The sequence below is a fragment of the Actinomyces sp. HMSC065F12 genome, assembly GCF_001814535.1.
Classification (GTDB): Bacteria; Actinomycetota; Actinomycetes; order Actinomycetales; family Actinomycetaceae; genus Pauljensenia; species Pauljensenia radingae_A.
This window is the reverse complement of sequence record NZ_KV816940.1, coordinates 30329-45971: the sequence shown is the minus strand read 5'-3', so window position 1 is coordinate 45971 and position 15643 is coordinate 30329. Positions and strand designations below refer to the sequence as shown.

Sequence of the window (15643 nt, the reverse complement as noted above, 5' to 3'; positions counted from 1 at the left end):
TGTCGTTGATGAGTCTTGATGAGCCGTTTTTCGAGGAGCTGAGGCTGCTGGCGGAAAGTTCAGACGCTCTTTTCATGCGCAATGTGTTCCATCCTCGTTCGATCAGTATCAGTCATGCTGGGGATCCGGTCTATCACGTGGCTCAGCTTGAGGATGGGCAGTTCGCATATGGGGAAAGCACGCGAAATGAGAGGATTTTCTTTTCGTTCTTTTCCCCGGATCTTGACCTGGTGACGCGCTGGTTCATCTACCAGGCGGGCGAATCATTCCGCTGGGCGCAACGCGACTACCCATCCATGTACATTCCCTGCTACACCTACGAACAGCGCCCTGGTTATTCCCTCGTGGAAATCAACAAATTTGACTACACGCTTCAGACACCCGACCGCGGAATCCTTCCCATGCTCATGAGCGATACGTTGACCAATGACTACTCGCGTACGGTGGAGTTCTCCTATGTCTGTGATATTCCGGTTCGGGATCTTCTTGACTCTTTTCTGGATCCTGATGGTCGTCCGGCTTTGGAAGCCTTTATCGTCGAGGAATAACGTGTGCGAGGAAGGCACAAGGCTGTGTCGTTGATGAGTCTTGATGAGCCGTTTGTCGAAGAGCTGAGGCCGCTGGTGGAGAGTTCGGACGCTCTTTTCATGCGCAATGTGTTTCATCCGCACTCGATCCAGCGTCAGCCACTCGAACGGGGATCACGACAATCGCCTCGCCGACCTCAATGACGGGGACGCGCATTGAGACGCCAACCATGGCCGACCCTCGGCTCACTCTGCGCAATATCTGTGCAGGCTTTGGTGTCGACCGCCAAGACGTGCACGTGACCGAAGAAGCGTGAAGAGGTGACAAATTCTCTCGGAGGAGCGGACGCATAAAAAGTGCGCCGTGAGGGAATCGAACCCCCAACCCGCTGGTTAAGAGCCAGCTGCTCTGCCAATTGAGCTAACGGCGCTACGTCTCGTAACGAAGTAATACTGTACTCGTGTCAAGGGGCTTCAGACAACTTGAAAAGTAGGCGATAGGACACATCTGCAGGACGCATGCACAGGCGCGCATGGGCATCTACAGTAAGAACCGGAGCGCCAACGCGTCTTTGACACTGACAAACCTGGAGGGCTGATGGAACACCACGACGATCTGCGTGACGTGCCCATCACGCAGATGACGCAGGACTACTTGAAGACCATTTACTCCGCAGGGGAGTGGAGTGGTGCCGGAGTATCGGTGAACGATCTTGCCGCCAGAATGGGGGTCGTCGCATCAACGGCATCTGAAAACGTCAAAAGGCTCAAAGACCAGGGGTTGGTTGAACATGAGCCATACCACAAGGTTCACCTGACCGAAAAGGGCCGCGCAATAGCAGTAGGTGTGGTGCGTCGCCACCGCCTCCTCGAAACATACCTGTACGAAAAGCTCGACTTTGAGTGGGACGAAGTTCACCGAGAAGCAGAAATCCTTGAACATGCGGTCTCCGAGACGCTGCTTGAGCACCTCGACCGTGCGCTTGGTTTCCCGATGCGCGACCCACATGGCGACCCGATTCCGGCTCCTGACGGCACTCGCCTGGCTCCCGGTATGATGCCGCTGTCTGACGTTGTCGAAGGAACTGACACGGTCATCGTGCGAATCTCAGATGGCCATCCGCAGATGCTGCGCGATCTGGCCAGCAGGGGGATCGCCCTGGATGCCCGTATCACGGTGGTGCGCCGCTCACCTGCGCTGGGAACACTCACACTTGACGTGCGTGAATCTGGTGAAGAGCGCGCGCATACCGTCGAAATCGGTGACGTGGCCGCAGATGCCATTTTCGTAGCCACCGACCCCGACGATCTTCACGTCGAACAGTAACGGGCGCAATCGCGCGCCAACTGTCGCAGCCGCGCACCCGAGCTAGCTCAGGGAAGCTGACCCCATCGACGGCGGCACGTTCGCCTCGTACCCCAGGCCCACCAGTGCCTCACGCACCCTCGTCGTAGCATCGTCGAGGGCATCATCACTAGCCTGAGCAGCATTGGCGAATGCAATATCTGCTTCCGACTTCATGGGGACCACATGCAGATGGGTGTGAGGTACCTCAAAACCGGCAATGATCAGGCCGGCTCGTTCCACGTCGAAGGCTTCGATCTGTGCTCGCCCAATGATGTGAGCCACGCGCATCAGGTGCTCGGCAACCTCCACCGGCGCGTCCGTCCACGACGGGTAAGGGTGGCGCGGCACCACCAGCATGTGACCAGCGCGGATCGGCTCAATGGTGGCAAAAACAACACAAACGTCGTCAGCCCATGCGAAGCGTCCCGACCATGTTCCATCAATGATGTTCTCAAATGCTGTACTCATGGCTCTATTGTCACCCATCTTGCGCCCGCATGGGCCGCCCTCGTCGCGATACCCCTCCGCACCTGCGCTCGATCGTACGCTGAACGAATCCGGTAGCCAGTGGCGCGATGAGATACCCTTAAGTGGTTGGCAACAGGCCAATTTGACGAGCATGACCGAAGAATTCGAGAGGGATCCATCAATGAGCCAGAATCAAGGTTCGGAGCCGGAATTCCGCTACACCGCACAGATGGCCAACGCCATCGAAGACAAGTGGCACAAGCAGTGGGATGACCGTGGCACATTCAATGCCGATAACCCAACCGGAGACCTTGAAGGGCCACTGGCGCAACTGGCCCCTTACTTCCTGCTCGACATGTTCCCCTACCCGTCAGGCAAAGGCCTGCACGTTGGACACCCACTGGGCTATATCGCCACTGACACGATCGCACGTTTCCAGCGCATGCGCGGCTTTAACGTGCTGTACACGATGGGATTCGACGCATTCGGTCTTCCCGCTGAACAGTACGCCATCCAGACCGGCCAACATCCGCGCATCACGACATACGACAACATTGCGAATATGCGTCGCCAACTGGCGCGCCTGGGACTGTCGCACGACAAGCGCCGCTCATTTGCTACAACCGATGACCTGTTTGTGCGTTGGACGCAGTGGATCTTCCTGAAGATCTTCAACGCGTGGTATGACACCGAAGCGACGAACCCGGCCGGCACGAAAGGCTGCGCCCGTCCGATCAGCGAACTGGAAGACGAATTCCGCTCCGGCACGCGCCCGATCGCCACATCTGAGGGCGAGGAAACATTCGACAGGGCGTGGGACGATCTGACAGCGATCGAACAGGCCCGCGTGCTCGATTCCTACCGCCTGGCCTATATCAACGAGGCGCCCGTGAACTGGGCTCCCGGCCTGGGCACCGTGCTCGCCAACGAGGAAGTCACCGCCGAGGGACGCTCCGAGCGCGGCAATTTCCCAGTCTTTACCAAGCGCATGCGCCAGTGGATGATGCGAATCACCGCCTACGCTGACCGCCTGGACGCTGACCTGGACACAGTGAACTGGCCGGACAAGGTGCGCTCAATGCAGCATCACTGGATTGGCCGCTCCACCGGCGCGCGCGTCACATTTGACGCTGACGGCACGCGGCTCGATGTGTTTACCACCCGCCCTGACACGCTTTTTGGCGCAACATTCATGGTCGTTGCCCCCGAACACCCCCTGCTCGGGGACGAGGGCGACGCTGCTGACCTGAACGTGCCTGCTGAGTGGCCCGAGGGAACACGCGAAGCGTGGACAGGTGGATACGCTACGCCAGCTACGGCTGTGAAAGCCTACCGTGAACGCGCTGCACGCATGACGGATGCGGAGCGAACCGCCGAAGCAGGGGAGAAGACAGGCGTGTTCTCCGGGCGTTTCGCCACCAACCCTGTTAACGGCACGAGCATCCCGATTTTTGTGGCCGACTATGTCCTGATGGGATACGGCACCGGCGCGATTATGGCTGTGCCCGCGCACGACCAGCGTGACTTTGACTTCGCACGTCGTTTCGACCTGGACATCATCACCACGATCACCCCACCCGAAGACTTTGACCGCGACGAAGCTGCGTGGGTCGGTGACGGTGTCATCACCAACTCGGCCAATGAGGAAGTGGACCTCAACGGTCTGGGCAAGGAAGCAGCCATTGAGCGCATCACACAGTGGCTGGAAGAACGCGGCCTGGGCAAGAAAACCGTGACGTACCGCCTGCGTGACTGGCTGTTCTCACGTCAGCGCTACTGGGGTGAACCGTTCCCCGTGGTGTATTCGGCTGATGGCCGCGTGCACGCGCTGCCTGATGAGATGCTCCCCGTGACCCTGCCGGAAATTGATGACTTTTCGCCGCGCACATTCGATGAGAACGATGCTGCGTCTGAGCCGGAAGCACCGCTGGGTCGGGCAACGGACTGGTTGGACGTTGAACTGGATCTGGGTGAAGGCAAACAGACGTATCGTCGTGACACGAACACCATGCCGAACTGGGCTGGCTCGTGCGCTTACGAAATCCGTTACGGCGACCCGAATAACACCGAACATTTCGCTGATCCGGTCAATGAGCAGTACTGGATGGGGCCGCGCAACCCGGGCGAATCCGGCGGTGCGGACCTGTATGTCGGTGGCGTCGAACACGCCGTTTTGCACCTGCTGTATGCGCGTTTCTGGCAGAAGATCCTCTTCGACCTGGGATACGTCAGCGCATCTGAGCCGTTCCACCGGCTGTTCAACCAGGGCTACATCCAGGCCTACGCCTACACGGATTCACGCGGCGCATACGTGCCGGCCGATGAAGTGACGGGCGACGAGGAAAGCGGATTCACCTGGAAGGGCGAGCCCGTCACACAGGAATACGGCAAGATGGGCAAGTCCCTGAAGAACGTTGTCACACCTGACGAATTCGCTCAGGACTATGGCGCGGACACGCTGCGAGTGTATGAGATGTCGATGGGACCGCTCGATATTTCCCGTCCGTGGGAGACGCGAGCCGTCGTTGGATCTCAGCGCTTCCTGCAGCGCCTGTGGCGCAATGTCCTCGATGAAGAAACTGGTGAGGTCACTGTCAGTGACGAACCGGCCGACCTGGCCACGCGCAAACTGCTGGCCCGCACGATCGCGGATGTGACGGTTGAGTTCGAGAACCTGCGCATTAACACCGCCATTGCCCGCATGATTGTGTTGAATAACCACATCACGTCGATGGATGCGGTACCGCGCGAAATCATCGAACCCCTGGTGCTGATGGTCAGCCCTGTTGCGCCGCACATCGCTGAAGAACTGTGGCACAAACTGGGGCACGGTGAGTCGCTCGCACGTGAACCGTTCCCGGTCGTTGAGGACGAATCACTGCTCGAAGAAGATGCGATTACTGCGATCGTGCAGGTCAACGGCAAGGTTCGTGCCCGCCTCGATGTATCGCCCTCGATTGACGAGGACGATCTGCGCACCCGCGCGCTCGACCTGGAGCCGATCCGCGCCATCCTCGATGGACGTGAGCCGCTGAAAGTTATTGTGCGCGCACCTAAACTGGTGAACCTGGTTCTGCCGAAGAACTAGCCGCGCGCTGTCAGATTGGTAGCGGCGAGAACCTATGCCTGAAGGTGACGTTATTCATGCTCTGGCCCGCACGTTCGACACGCTGTTTGTCGGACGTGCGGTCCGGGTGTCATCGCCGCAGGGACGCTTCGCCGGCGGAGCACGCCTGATCAACGGCAGGATAGTGACGTCGGTTCGTGCGCACGGCAAGCATTTCTTCATGCAGTTGAGCGCGCCCGGACCGGTACGCGAGGGACACCCCGACGGTACGCAGGTGGCATATACCGACGACCTGTGGCTGCATGTCCACCTGGGTCTGTATGGGTCGTGGCGTTTATATGGCAGTGAATCGGTGGAGGTTCCCGTATCGATCGGAGCTCCGCGGCTGGCTGGCGACAGCGGCACAACGCACGAGGACGGCCGATGGACTCCACCCGAGCCGGTTGGCCAGGTCAGGGTCCGCATCGAAACAGATGACGCGGTCGCCGACCTGTCAGGTCCCAATCGCTGCGAAGTCATCACACCTGATGAACAGCGCCAGGCACAGCAGCGTCTGGGTCCCGATCCGCTGTCACCCCACGCGCTGACTCGTCCCGACCTGGAGCGCGCCTTCATCGATGCGATCCGCTCACGATCGCGCACCATCGGCGAACTGGTTATGGATCAGTCTGTGATTGCCGGCGTCGGGAACATTTACCGCGCAGAATCGCTCTTCATTACGGGAATTCATCCCAGACGCCGAGGCAACCGAGTGGCCGAGGCGCGCCTGAGCCTGCTATGGAAAACGATCTGCCCACTCATGGCACACGGCCTTGAAGTGGGCAGAATCGAAACAGTGAGCGACGAGGATGCTCCGGAACCACCCCTTGAGGGTGATCCTGAAGCATCACGCTGGTATGTCTATCACCGCACCGGCAGGCCGTGCCTGCGTTGCGGCACTCCCGTTGCAGAGGATCTGATGGCTACGAGGCGTCTCTTCTGGTGTCCGAGCTGTCAGCGCTAGGCAAAAGCCCGACGCTGACAGGAAGGCTATGACACTAGGCCAGGTCAGTGGCCGGAGCTGCTCCCAGGTGGACCTCCATGGAATCGTAGGTCGGCGCCTCGGGACGGTTCGTGACCGGACGATCCAGGTAGAACATGGCGGTCGAGGCGATGTCGTCATGCAGCGGCAGGTAGCGGCCACCTGAACGCCAGCCCAAAGCCTGAATGTCGACGCGCGGCAGTCCCTTGGAGAAGTGGATTGCATCCTGAATATGGAAGCGGTACATTCCGAAACGCTGATTGGCGATATACAGGCCATCGGGGCGGATGACCTGCGGCATTCCCAAATACGGCGTGGAGAACGTCGTGTATCCGCGGCCGGGGACATCGAAGTTCCAGGCACCACCGAAATAATCCTCAGTGCCGGTGCCACAGATCGTGGGATAGTCAGTGTCGTCGTCCATGTAGAACTTGATTTCGCCTTCGCCCCACCAGCCGTTGTCATTGACTGACCATGCGATGTAGGTGCCCACGTAGTGCCCCAGGCCCTCGATGTTTTCCAGAATCGGGTGTGTGGTGAGCGTCGGCAGGGGGTTGGAGCGGCGCCACTGCGCATGGAAGTAGGCGATATCATCCTTGGCGGCTGCGCCGTCAGCGGCGGATGAGTCACCCTCGTCAATGTCGTAGGTGATCTGGTAGTAGACGCGGGCATCCTCGTCGGAGGTGTTCTCCAGTGTCAGGCGAGCGCCGGACTTGAACGGCATGGGCCAGTAGGAGTTGAAACCACCGTGCGGGTTGGCGGCGATCGGAACAGAGTTGACCTGCGAGAACACGGACCAGCCATTGCAGAAGAAGTCGCCGTAGGGCACCTCAACGGCAGGTTCGTCACTGCCGTCCCAGTAGCAGCGGAAGACCAGGCGACGCCACAGTGAGGTGTGAGCGGTCATCCAGATATGAGTGATGCATCCGGCACCTGAGATGTTGGCCAGCTCGAATGTGCCGCGAGCCGGAACGTCAATACTGGGGGAGATCTTCCACGTGGGTCCCAGGTCGCGTGCACATTCCGCACCGGTTCCCTCGGTCGCGCGGCCGCCACCCCCAGGTGTGCCGTCGAAGTTTTCCGGAGAGATGGAGCGAGTGGCTACGTTGCGAATCGTGGTCAGACCTGTCAAGGGGGAGAGCATCGTTGATCGCCTTTCCTGAGAAAATATCACAATGTGCGTCGAAATTTCACGAGTTGTAATCGATTACTGTATAGTGTAGAGCACCAGGTAGTCAGGGTCAATTAGCCATTGGCTTCCAGGTGCCATAATCAGCGAGTTTTCCACTGGTGGAATGCTCAAAGATCATCACAACGCGAGATAGGGCTAACGGACTCAACGTTGAGTCATATCGAAGAGGAGACACCATGAATTCAGGAAAGAGCAGGTGGGCGTGGGCAGGGATTGCGTCGTTCACCTTGGCATCTGTTCTCGTAGGAGGATGTGGCTCGGGAACGCCAGGTGAACCCGCAGGTTCAGAAAGCGGCGCAGCAGCCTCGGGGTCATCATCCGAGGGCGGCACGACCATTGAATTCTGGCACCGCACATTCACCCCCGTGGAAAATGAGTGGTACAAGAACATCGTTCAGAAGTTCAACGAAGCGCAGGACGAGATCACCGTAGTCGACACCGAAGTACCGGCCGACGCGTGGGATCAGAAGATGAAGTCGGCGCAGGCAGCAAACAAGAGTCCGGACATTTACACCTTCTCCGGACCGCTCAATGACGGCGTGAATGCCGCTCAGTTCCACGATCTGGATTCGATCGTGTCCAAGGAAGGCCTGGACAAGATGACCGACCTGGCACGTTCGGTTTCCCAGATTGATGGCACTTACTACGCATACCCGCTGGTTCTGGAGCCGCAGACAGTGCTGTTCTGGAACAAGGAAATGGTCTCCGCTGCCGGCCTTGACGCTGAGCAGGCACCGAAGACGTGGCAGGATCTGCTCGACAACTGCGCGAAGATTCAGCCAACCCTGTCGGATGGTCAGTACTGCATTTCCCCGGCATCTGATGCCGGCACATTCGGCTGGGCATCTGTGGGCCAGCAGTTCAATGCTTCCGGACACAACGCACTGACCGATGACTGGAGCGCACCGAACATCAACGACCAGGGCTACCGTGACCTCATGCAGTTCTACAAGGATCTGTGGGACAACGGCTACATGGCCAAGCAGCCTCTGGGCAGCTACCTGGAAGCCAAGGAATTCGGTGAAAAGAAGGTGGCCTATAAGGTGTCCGGTTCCTGGATGATGTCCGAGGTTGGCTCCGACTACCAGGACATGCTGACGAACACGGGTCTGGGCCTGTTCCCGAGCTCACCGAACGGCGAGGGACGAACCACCACCACACTGGGTGACTTCAAGTGGGTTGTTGACGCAAAGGCCAAGCACCCTGAAGAAGCAGGCAAGTTCCTCGAATGGGTTCTGGCCGGAGACGTTGAGAACCTCGTTCCGTTCTATGTTGCCACCCAGTTCACCAAGATTCCTCCGCGCGACGACGTTCAGGAAGGCGTGGCCGCCACTGAAGAGGCCAAGTCCGCTCCGTGGTCAGACGTCATCATGACTGAGATTGCTCCCGATGCCATTCCAGGCGTTGCCTACCCGTGGGATGTCTCGATGGCAGTCGGCACGGCGATGGAGACCGTGATGAAGGGTGCCGCGACCGCTGACCAGGCGATCGACACTGCTGAGAAGGCGATCCAGACCGTGATCGATCGTGAGGGCCTTCCCGAGAAAGCACCTGCTCCCGGCGATAAGTAATTCAGCCCTGTCATAGGACTGTTCCCAGGCTGAAGAAAGGAATCCCGATGTCCAGTACAAAGGTGCGGAAGGACTCAAAGAAGTTCCGTTTCCGTGATGGACGACTCGCATACCTCTTGATCCTTCCCGCCTTTGTGCTGCTCGGGATCTTCGTGGTGTGGCCAGCAGTGTACGCAGCGTACCTGTCATTCCAGGACTGGAGCTTTTACAAGCCCGCAGTATTCGTTGCGTTCAAGAACTACACGGACGTCCTCAAGGACCCGCTGTTTATCGCCGCCATTAAACGCGGTTTCATGTTCGTGCTGTTCACCGTGCCCACCACGTTGGTTCTCGCATTCCTCTTTTCCAGTCTTGTCGTATCTGTGTCGCGCAGATTTGCTGACACGTTGAAGGTCAGCATCTATCTGCCGACCATTATTTCCGGCGTTATTACCTCGATCATCTTCGTGTTGATCTATGACTACTCCGGCGGAATTTTGAACTGGTTCCTCGGGTTCTTCGGAGTTGAACCAATCGCATGGCTGGGTGACCCCCGGTGGGCGCTTCTGGCCATCGCAGTCCCGGCAATCTGGCTGGGAATGGGCCTCACATCCCTGATCATGGTGGCAGCCATGATTGACATCCCCAGCGAGTTCTACGAAGCCGCCTCGCTCGAGGGAGCGAACTGGTGGCAAAAGACCTTCTACATCACATTGCCGCAGATGAAGAATGTGGGGTTGTATCTGCTGGTAACAGGCATTATCGGCGCGATCCAACAGTACGAGCTCCCGCTGGTCATGACCGGCGGCGGGCCGTTGGATTCGACAACCACACCGAACCTGTTCATCTTCAATCACTTCCGCGGAGACATGAACGTGGGCTACTCGATTGCAGCAGCCCTGCTGATGTTCCTGGTTCTGGGAACCCTCTCCGCACTGATCTTCAAATTCGTGAACTCCGAGAAGCTGGTGGATTAATCATGTCAGTAATGTCAACATCGACGGGTGTCAGCACCGCAATGGAGACATCGGACTCCACGAAGAAAGGCCAGGCAGCGGCGCCGCAGTTCCACCAGAAACAATGGTGGCCGGTCATCCTGATCAAAGGCCTGTTCGGTGCGATCTTCATCTTCGCTGCACTGTTCCCCCTGCTGTGGATGGTCATCGCAGGATTCAAGGCAAAGACCGAAGTTGTTCAGACCCCCTTCCAGTTCTTCCCCGAAGTGTGGCACTGGGAAAACTACGCGCGCATCGCGCAGGATCCCACGTTCATCCGCGCATTGCTGTGGACGCTTCTGGGTGCGCTGCTCTTCATGACTGCCAGCCTGACCGTCAACTCACTTGCTGCCTATGCGTTCGCACGTCTGGAGTTCCGCTTCAAGAAGATCCTGTGGGTCGTCATGATCACGACGATGTTCATTCCGGGTATGACGATTCTGCTGACCAGCTTCATCGTTGTGACGAAGTTACGCATGCTGGATACTCTGGCCGTTCTGGTTATTCCCGGTGTCGCGAACGCGGGAATGATCTTCTTTATCCGACAGTTCTACCTGTCGGTCCCCTCATCCCTCGAAGAGGCAGCCATGCTGGATGGGTGCGGGCGTTTCCAGATTTTCGTGCGCCTGTTCCTGCCCCTGTCGAAGCCTCCGTTCGTCGTCATGGGCATCACGTCCTTCCTGGGATACTGGAATGCATACGTGTGGCCGATTCTGACCATCACATCCCCGGAGAAGTACCAGCTCCAGCAATACCTTGCGACGTTCCGCTCGGAACGTACCTCTGAACTGGGTCTGCTCATGGCGGGCTCTGTCCTGTCAGCGGCGCCAGTGATCATCATCTTCCTTATTTTCCAGCGCCAGATCATTGGCAACATCAAGATGTCCGGTCTGAAGTAGGAGCGTCCTCATCGATGAGGACGACGGTCACGGCCGGCATACCCATCCAAGGAAAGGACACGCTATGCGTGAGTCTAGCTCACCACCAGGGCGCTGCTTATTCACTCGACGAGGAGCAATCATTGCTGCCTGCACATGCGCCGGCGCGCTGTTTCTGGCAGGAACAGCGTGCGCTGCCGATCCAGCCGCACCCGAGGCGGAGAAGCCATACGCTCATCCTTCGGCTGCACGCGTTGTCGCTCAGCTGACAGGTGCTAAAGGTTTTACAAACACCGCCCAGACCATGAAAATCCAGGGAACCGACCTTGGAATCATGTGGGATGACGGAGACGGTCATGTGTTATTCGCTGTTGGTGACACCTTCGGCGAATGGAGCGGCAATGGTGGCGGCGGAGAAGACTGGCGTTCGAATGCACTGCTGCGTTCGTCCACCAGGAACTTCGCTGAAGACGGAATCCTGTTCGATTCTGCCGTGGTCGATGAGAACGGAAAAGCGCGGGAGATCATTCCCTCGCTCAAGATCCCTGAAACCGAGCACACCACTATTCCCACCGGCGGCATCGCGGTGGGCGGCCGGCAGTACTTGGCGTTCATGTCCGTCAATAAGTGGGGCGCCCCAGGAGAATGGTTCACGAACTATTCCCGTATCGCGTACTCCGATGACGGGGGTGAAACCTGGAATACGACCGACGGCCCGCAGTGGACCAACGATGACAAGTGGTCCAATAACTTTCAGATGGTGGGCTTTGCTCACGGTCAAGGCGATGGCTTCGTCTACATGATGGGCACGCCGAATGGTCGCTTCGGTGCCATCCGCATCGCCAGGGTTGATGAGAACAAGATCCTCGAAAAGGATGCTTACCAGTACTGGAACGGCAGCGAGTGGGGTGACGACGAGGGTACCGCGGCCGACATCATTGAAGCTCCAACGACGGAACTGTCTTTGCAGTACAACTCATACCTGAACAAGTGGATGCTGATGTACACCACTGATTCAGACGAAGCGGGAATCTTTGACGTGGTGTACCGCCTGGCAGATCGTCCGGAAGGTCCGTGGTCAGACAAGACAGTAGTGGCAACCTCACTGGATTATCCCGGAATGTATGCACCGTACATGCACCCGTGGAATTCAGGTTCAGAAGTGCATTTCGCCATGTCAATCTGGGGCTCCTACAACATTTTCCAGATGGCATTCGAGGTAGATAAGGATGGCAATGTGATCCACCCGAACCTCGTTAAGGACCCCGGTTTTGAGCGCGTAGAGAATGGCGGTATGAGTCCCCATTGGCAATGCCACGGACCTTGCGGTCTTGATGGCAAGCCGGATTGGGCATACGGGTCAGAACACCAGGCATGGATGCGGAACAACCAAGGCACGTTGGAGCTTTCCCAGACAGTAACCGTCACACCCAACACTCACTACAAGATGACAGCGTTCGTGACGACTGGTCCTGACAACCCGCAGCGCACTGACAAGGGAACGGTGGGTGCGCGTCAAACCGGTCCAGGCGGACAGGTTCTTGCCTCTCAGGAATTCACACACTTGGCCGGATACACGCGCTTTGTTGTGGAATTCGACTCGGGAAGCAACAGCCAGATCGATATTTTTGTAGACGCTGCCCCTACTGCTGACCAGTGGGTGCAGATGGATAGCTTGTCTCTGAAGGCCACTGGACCGAGTAAGTCCGACACCAAGCCTGCAGATGGTGATGCAAACGCCGATGCCGATGCGGGTAAAGACGAGGGCAATCTTGGTGGCGACGTGAACCGGCCAGAAAACGGCAACGGGGGTAAGGCAGGAGCGGCATCCGCTCAAGCCGGCTACAAGGCAACGGTTGCGCGTACCGGCTCCACAGTCGGAAGCCTCGTGCCCGCACTTGTTGGAATCAGCCTGATTGGTGGGCTCTCCTTGGTTGCAGCAAGGCGCCGACAGGCTAGGTAATGTTCAGCTGAATACGACATTGACGAGGGCGACTCACGCACTGGTGGTGTGCACCGAACATCGGATGGGTCGCCCTCGTCAATCGTGTTAGGGCGTCTAGGTGCGGTGACCCGCAGTGGTCATGGATGCAAGCCGGAGCTAGCTCGGGCATACAGGCCCATGCAAAATAGAAGACGGACGAAAGCCGGTAGAGAAGCGGGGTAGACAGGCGTCTGCAGCGAGCAGGGGAGGACCTAGGACGCGGAATCGTCCGATTCGGCGTTGACCTCCACAAAACCGAGTGCGTCGTAGAACTTCTGCGCGTCGGGCGCGGATTTCAGATCAAGGCGCAAGGACAAGTCATTTTCACCCCACGACGCGCAACGGCGGGCAAGCTCGGCAATGAGCACCGTTGCAATGCCTTCACGACGACATTCAGGATCAACAATCAAGTCAATGACGAACGGACCGCGCGGAGCATCATCCCACACAACATCGGTGACGCACAGGATCGCTCCCACCAGGCTTCCGTCACGCCACGCGCCGATGAACGAGTCGTCACGAGGCTGACCAAACGCACCTTCAAAATACAGACGCATTTCATCCGTTGATTCCCACAGGTTCTCCGCAGTGGAGGGCGCTCCATAGGCGATGACATGGAGCGATGCCAACGCTGGGATGTCGTACCTCGTGAGGGTGGCAAGCTGGACGCCCTGGGGCTGATCGACATCGGCCAACGTATTCAAAGAAGCTTGCAACGTTCGCTTCGTCATGCCCTTAGCCTACGTGACCTGGCGCACGTTTGTGGGTATTTTGGCAGGTGACGTCACCTCCGGTGTCACACGCATTGGCGTGAGCGCGTGCAACATGCGGTGTGGGCCGAGGGGGAAGCGCAGCGCAGAGGCCGAGAAACCTTGGTTAAATCAGCAGGGATGGATCCACGTAGGAGTTCGGATCCACAATCAGCTCATCATCGGGCTCTTCCACCGATTCGGGGGAAGGATGCGACCTGGCCGGAACCCCCAAGGCCACCGAGCATTCCGGAACATCGCGAGTCACCACGGCGTTCGCTCCCACCTTTGAATTGTCACCGATGGTGATCGGGCCCAGAACTTTTGCGCCCGCACCGATCATGACATGGTGCCCCACTGTGGGGTGACGCTTCCCCGGGCTCATCGACACACCGCCCAGCGTGACACCATGGAAGATCACGACGTCGTCGCCCACTTCAGTCGTCTGGCCGATCACGACACCGGTCGCATGGTCAATGAAAACCTGATGGCCGATCTGCGCGGCCGGATGGATATCAACTCCAGTCATGACACGCGCGAAAGAGGAAATCAGGCGAGCCGGTATACGCACATTGCGCTGCCACAGTGCGTGCGCAACACGGTGACTCCACAGCGCGTGCACACCAGGGTAGGTCAACGCCACTTCAGTGCGCGATCGTGCAGCTGGGTCACGTTTGAGCGCAGTGTCGAGGTCCTCTCGCAGAAGCTTAAGCGCACGTGAGGGAGAAAGTGCCATGATGCCTCTTATTCAATCAGTGGCCGAGATCCCCAGTGTGGGTGACAGGAGCACACCGCTCATGCCACCCACACGTGAGACCGATCAGTATCAGTATTACTCGTTGTCGTCGCGCAGATCTTCAAACAGCGCAGTTGACAGGTATCGCTCGCCCGTATCGGGCAACACGACCACGATGTTCTTACCGGCGTTTTCAGCACGCTCAGCAACCTGGGTTGCTGCAGCCAGGGCAGCACCCGAGGAAATGCCGACAAGCAGGCCTTCTTCAGCAGCGGCGCGGCGGGCAAAGGTGAGAGCAGTGGGGGTGTCGATATCGAGCACCTCATCGACGACTTGTGCGTTATAAGTGTCGGCCACGAAGTTCGGTCCAATTCCTTGGATTCCATGGGGGCCACTTGCGCCACCGGTCAGCATAGGGGATTCGGCGGGCTGCACGGCGATGATCTGGATATCAGGGTTCTTCTGTTTGAGCGCGTCGCCCACACCTGAGATCGTGCCGCCAGTTCCAACTCCGGCAACGACGATATTCACCGTGCCGTCGGTATCCGCCCAGATTTCTTCCGCGGTTGTGACGCGGTGTATTTGCGGGTTGGCAGGGTTGGTGAACTGTGAGGCGATGATTGAGCCTTCACGTTCGTCACGAATCTTCTCGGCTGCGGCCACGGCACCGGAGATGCCGTCCTTCGGGTCGGTCAGCACCAGTTCAGCGCCGAAGGCTTTCATCAGCAGGCGGCGCTCAATGCTCATCGACGAGGGCATCGCGATGACCACGTGGTAACCACGCGAGGCGCCCACCATTGCCAGTGCGACACCCGTGTTGCCTGAGGTGGCCTCGATGATGGTTCCGCCTTCCTTGAGGGCGCCCGATTCCTCGGCAGCGTCGATGATGGCGGCAGCGATACGGTCCTTGACAGATGACGCAGGGTTGAACGCCTCTACTTTTGCGATGACGTGGGCGTTGTCGCCCGCGAGGCGATTGATAGCGACGAGGGGGGTGCGGCCAATGAGTTCAGTGACGTTTGCGGCGATAGCGGTCATGAAAAATCACTCCATAGAGAAAAGTCAGGAAGGAAAGAAAAAGAAAAATGGGCTGGTTCGATCACCATGCGGGCGAACAGCAGTACGCAT

Annotated in this window: 13 protein-coding genes and 1 tRNA gene; 8 read left to right on the top strand and 6 right to left on the bottom strand. The window is 58.3% G+C overall.

The features are described 5' to 3' along the window. A partial coding sequence (locus HMPREF2975_RS00985; RefSeq protein WP_141757230.1) for an Imm61 family immunity protein occupies nucleotides 1–548 on the top strand: 548 nt, incomplete at its 5' end. A 337-nt stretch (nucleotides 549–885) separates the two neighbouring features. On the opposite strand, the gene HMPREF2975_RS00980 is transcribed toward HMPREF2975_RS00985, so the two are convergent. Then, nucleotides 886–958, bottom strand: a tRNA-Lys gene (locus HMPREF2975_RS00980). Nucleotides 959–1125: 167 nt separating this feature from the next. Here HMPREF2975_RS00980 and HMPREF2975_RS00975 point away from each other — a divergent pair. Further along, nucleotides 1126–1854, top strand: coding sequence for a metal-dependent transcriptional regulator (locus HMPREF2975_RS00975; RefSeq protein ID WP_058236952.1), 729 nt, complete (start codon nucleotides 1126–1128; stop codon nucleotides 1852–1854). Between the two features lie 42 nt (nucleotides 1855–1896). Here HMPREF2975_RS00975 and HMPREF2975_RS00970 read toward each other — a convergent pair whose 3' ends face one another. Then, nucleotides 1897–2343, bottom strand: coding sequence for an HIT family protein (locus tag HMPREF2975_RS00970; protein ID WP_070725198.1), 447 nt, complete (start codon nucleotides 2341–2343; stop codon nucleotides 1897–1899). 181 nt (nucleotides 2344–2524) lie between these two features. Here HMPREF2975_RS00970 and HMPREF2975_RS00965 point away from each other — a divergent pair, with 181 nt between their 5' ends. Together HMPREF2975_RS00965 and HMPREF2975_RS00960 are read left to right on the top strand one after the other, a co-directional pair. Continuing rightward, entirely contained in the window at nucleotides 2525–5431 is a 2907-nt protein-coding gene (locus tag HMPREF2975_RS00965) for a leucine--tRNA ligase (RefSeq protein ID WP_070725207.1), read from the top strand. 34 nt (nucleotides 5432–5465) lie between these two features. Further along, nucleotides 5466–6413 (top strand): Fpg/Nei family DNA glycosylase, encoded by a 948-nt coding sequence (locus tag HMPREF2975_RS00960; RefSeq protein WP_070725197.1) that lies wholly within the window; start codon nucleotides 5466–5468, stop codon nucleotides 6411–6413. A 34-nt stretch (nucleotides 6414–6447) separates the two neighbouring features. Here the strand turns inward: HMPREF2975_RS00960 and HMPREF2975_RS00955 are convergent, their stop codons facing one another. Beyond that, entirely contained in the window at nucleotides 6448–7575 is a 1128-nt protein-coding gene (locus HMPREF2975_RS00955; RefSeq protein WP_070725195.1) for a glycoside hydrolase family 172 protein, read from the bottom strand. A 224-nt stretch (nucleotides 7576–7799) separates the two neighbouring features. Between HMPREF2975_RS00955 and HMPREF2975_RS00950 the strand changes: the two genes are divergently transcribed. The 4 genes from HMPREF2975_RS00950 to HMPREF2975_RS00935 all read left to right on the top strand — a co-directional run bounded on the left by HMPREF2975_RS00950 (nucleotide 7800) and on the right by HMPREF2975_RS00935 (nucleotide 13009). Beyond that, nucleotides 7800–9194, top strand: a complete 1395-nt coding sequence (locus HMPREF2975_RS00950; RefSeq protein ID WP_070725193.1) for an ABC transporter substrate-binding protein — start codon at nucleotides 7800–7802, stop codon at nucleotides 9192–9194. A gap of 47 nt (nucleotides 9195–9241) precedes the next feature. Next, on the top strand, nucleotides 9242–10150 hold the full coding sequence (locus HMPREF2975_RS00945; RefSeq protein WP_070725192.1) for a carbohydrate ABC transporter permease: 909 nt from the start codon (nucleotides 9242–9244) through the stop codon (nucleotides 10148–10150). Between the two features lie 2 nt (nucleotides 10151–10152). Continuing rightward, the gene (locus HMPREF2975_RS00940) at nucleotides 10153–11067 is read left to right on the top strand and encodes a carbohydrate ABC transporter permease (RefSeq protein WP_070725190.1); all 915 of its coding nucleotides are present in this window, start codon (nucleotides 10153–10155) and stop codon (nucleotides 11065–11067) included. A 64-nt stretch (nucleotides 11068–11131) separates the two neighbouring features. Beyond that, a complete protein-coding gene (locus HMPREF2975_RS00935) occupies nucleotides 11132–13009 on the top strand; it encodes a DUF4185 domain-containing protein (RefSeq protein ID WP_070725188.1) in 1878 nt (625 codons plus the stop codon). Between the two features lie 233 nt (nucleotides 13010–13242). On the opposite strand, the gene HMPREF2975_RS00930 is transcribed toward HMPREF2975_RS00935, so the two are convergent. The 3 genes from HMPREF2975_RS00930 to cysK form a co-directional block, all read right to left on the bottom strand. Beyond that, a complete protein-coding gene (locus tag HMPREF2975_RS00930) occupies nucleotides 13243–13761 on the bottom strand; it encodes a GNAT family N-acetyltransferase (protein WP_058236944.1) in 519 nt (172 codons plus the stop codon). A gap of 145 nt (nucleotides 13762–13906) precedes the next feature. Further along, nucleotides 13907–14515 carry a serine O-acetyltransferase gene (gene cysE / locus HMPREF2975_RS00925; RefSeq protein ID WP_058236943.1) on the bottom strand — a complete coding sequence of 203 codons (609 nt, stop codon included), beginning with the start codon at nucleotides 14513–14515 and terminating at the stop codon, nucleotides 13907–13909. A 96-nt stretch (nucleotides 14516–14611) separates the two neighbouring features. Then, on the bottom strand, nucleotides 14612–15553 hold the full coding sequence (gene cysK / locus HMPREF2975_RS00920) for a cysteine synthase A (RefSeq protein WP_070725186.1): 942 nt from the start codon (nucleotides 15551–15553) through the stop codon (nucleotides 14612–14614). Nucleotides 15554–15643 lie beyond the last annotated feature (90 nt).

Bases quoted from the DNA above. Each gene is read 5' to 3' on its own strand.
- HMPREF2975_RS00975 (WP_058236952.1), top strand. From the start codon at position 1,126: ATGGAACACCACGACGATCTGCGTGACGTGCCCATCACGCAGATGACG.
- HMPREF2975_RS00970 (WP_070725198.1), bottom strand. From the start codon at position 2,343: ATGAGTACAGCATTTGAGAACATCATTGATGGAACATGGTCGGGACGC.
- HMPREF2975_RS00965 (WP_070725207.1), top strand. From the start codon at position 2,525: ATGAGCCAGAATCAAGGTTCGGAGCCGGAATTCCGCTACACCGCACAG.
- HMPREF2975_RS00960 (WP_070725197.1), top strand. From the start codon at position 5,466: ATGCCTGAAGGTGACGTTATTCATGCTCTGGCCCGCACGTTCGACACG.
- HMPREF2975_RS00955 (WP_070725195.1), bottom strand. From the start codon at position 7,575: ATGCTCTCCCCCTTGACAGGTCTGACCACGATTCGCAACGTAGCCACT.
- HMPREF2975_RS00950 (WP_070725193.1), top strand. From the start codon at position 7,800: ATGAATTCAGGAAAGAGCAGGTGGGCGTGGGCAGGGATTGCGTCGTTC.
- HMPREF2975_RS00945 (WP_070725192.1), top strand. From the start codon at position 9,242: ATGTCCAGTACAAAGGTGCGGAAGGACTCAAAGAAGTTCCGTTTCCGT.
- HMPREF2975_RS00940 (WP_070725190.1), top strand. From the start codon at position 10,153: ATGTCAGTAATGTCAACATCGACGGGTGTCAGCACCGCAATGGAGACA.
- HMPREF2975_RS00935 (WP_070725188.1), top strand. From the start codon at position 11,132: ATGCGTGAGTCTAGCTCACCACCAGGGCGCTGCTTATTCACTCGACGA.
- HMPREF2975_RS00930 (WP_058236944.1), bottom strand. From the start codon at position 13,761: ATGACGAAGCGAACGTTGCAAGCTTCTTTGAATACGTTGGCCGATGTC.
- cysE (WP_058236943.1), bottom strand. From the start codon at position 14,515: ATGGCACTTTCTCCCTCACGTGCGCTTAAGCTTCTGCGAGAGGACCTC.
- cysK (WP_070725186.1), bottom strand. From the start codon at position 15,553: ATGACCGCTATCGCCGCAAACGTCACTGAACTCATTGGCCGCACCCCC.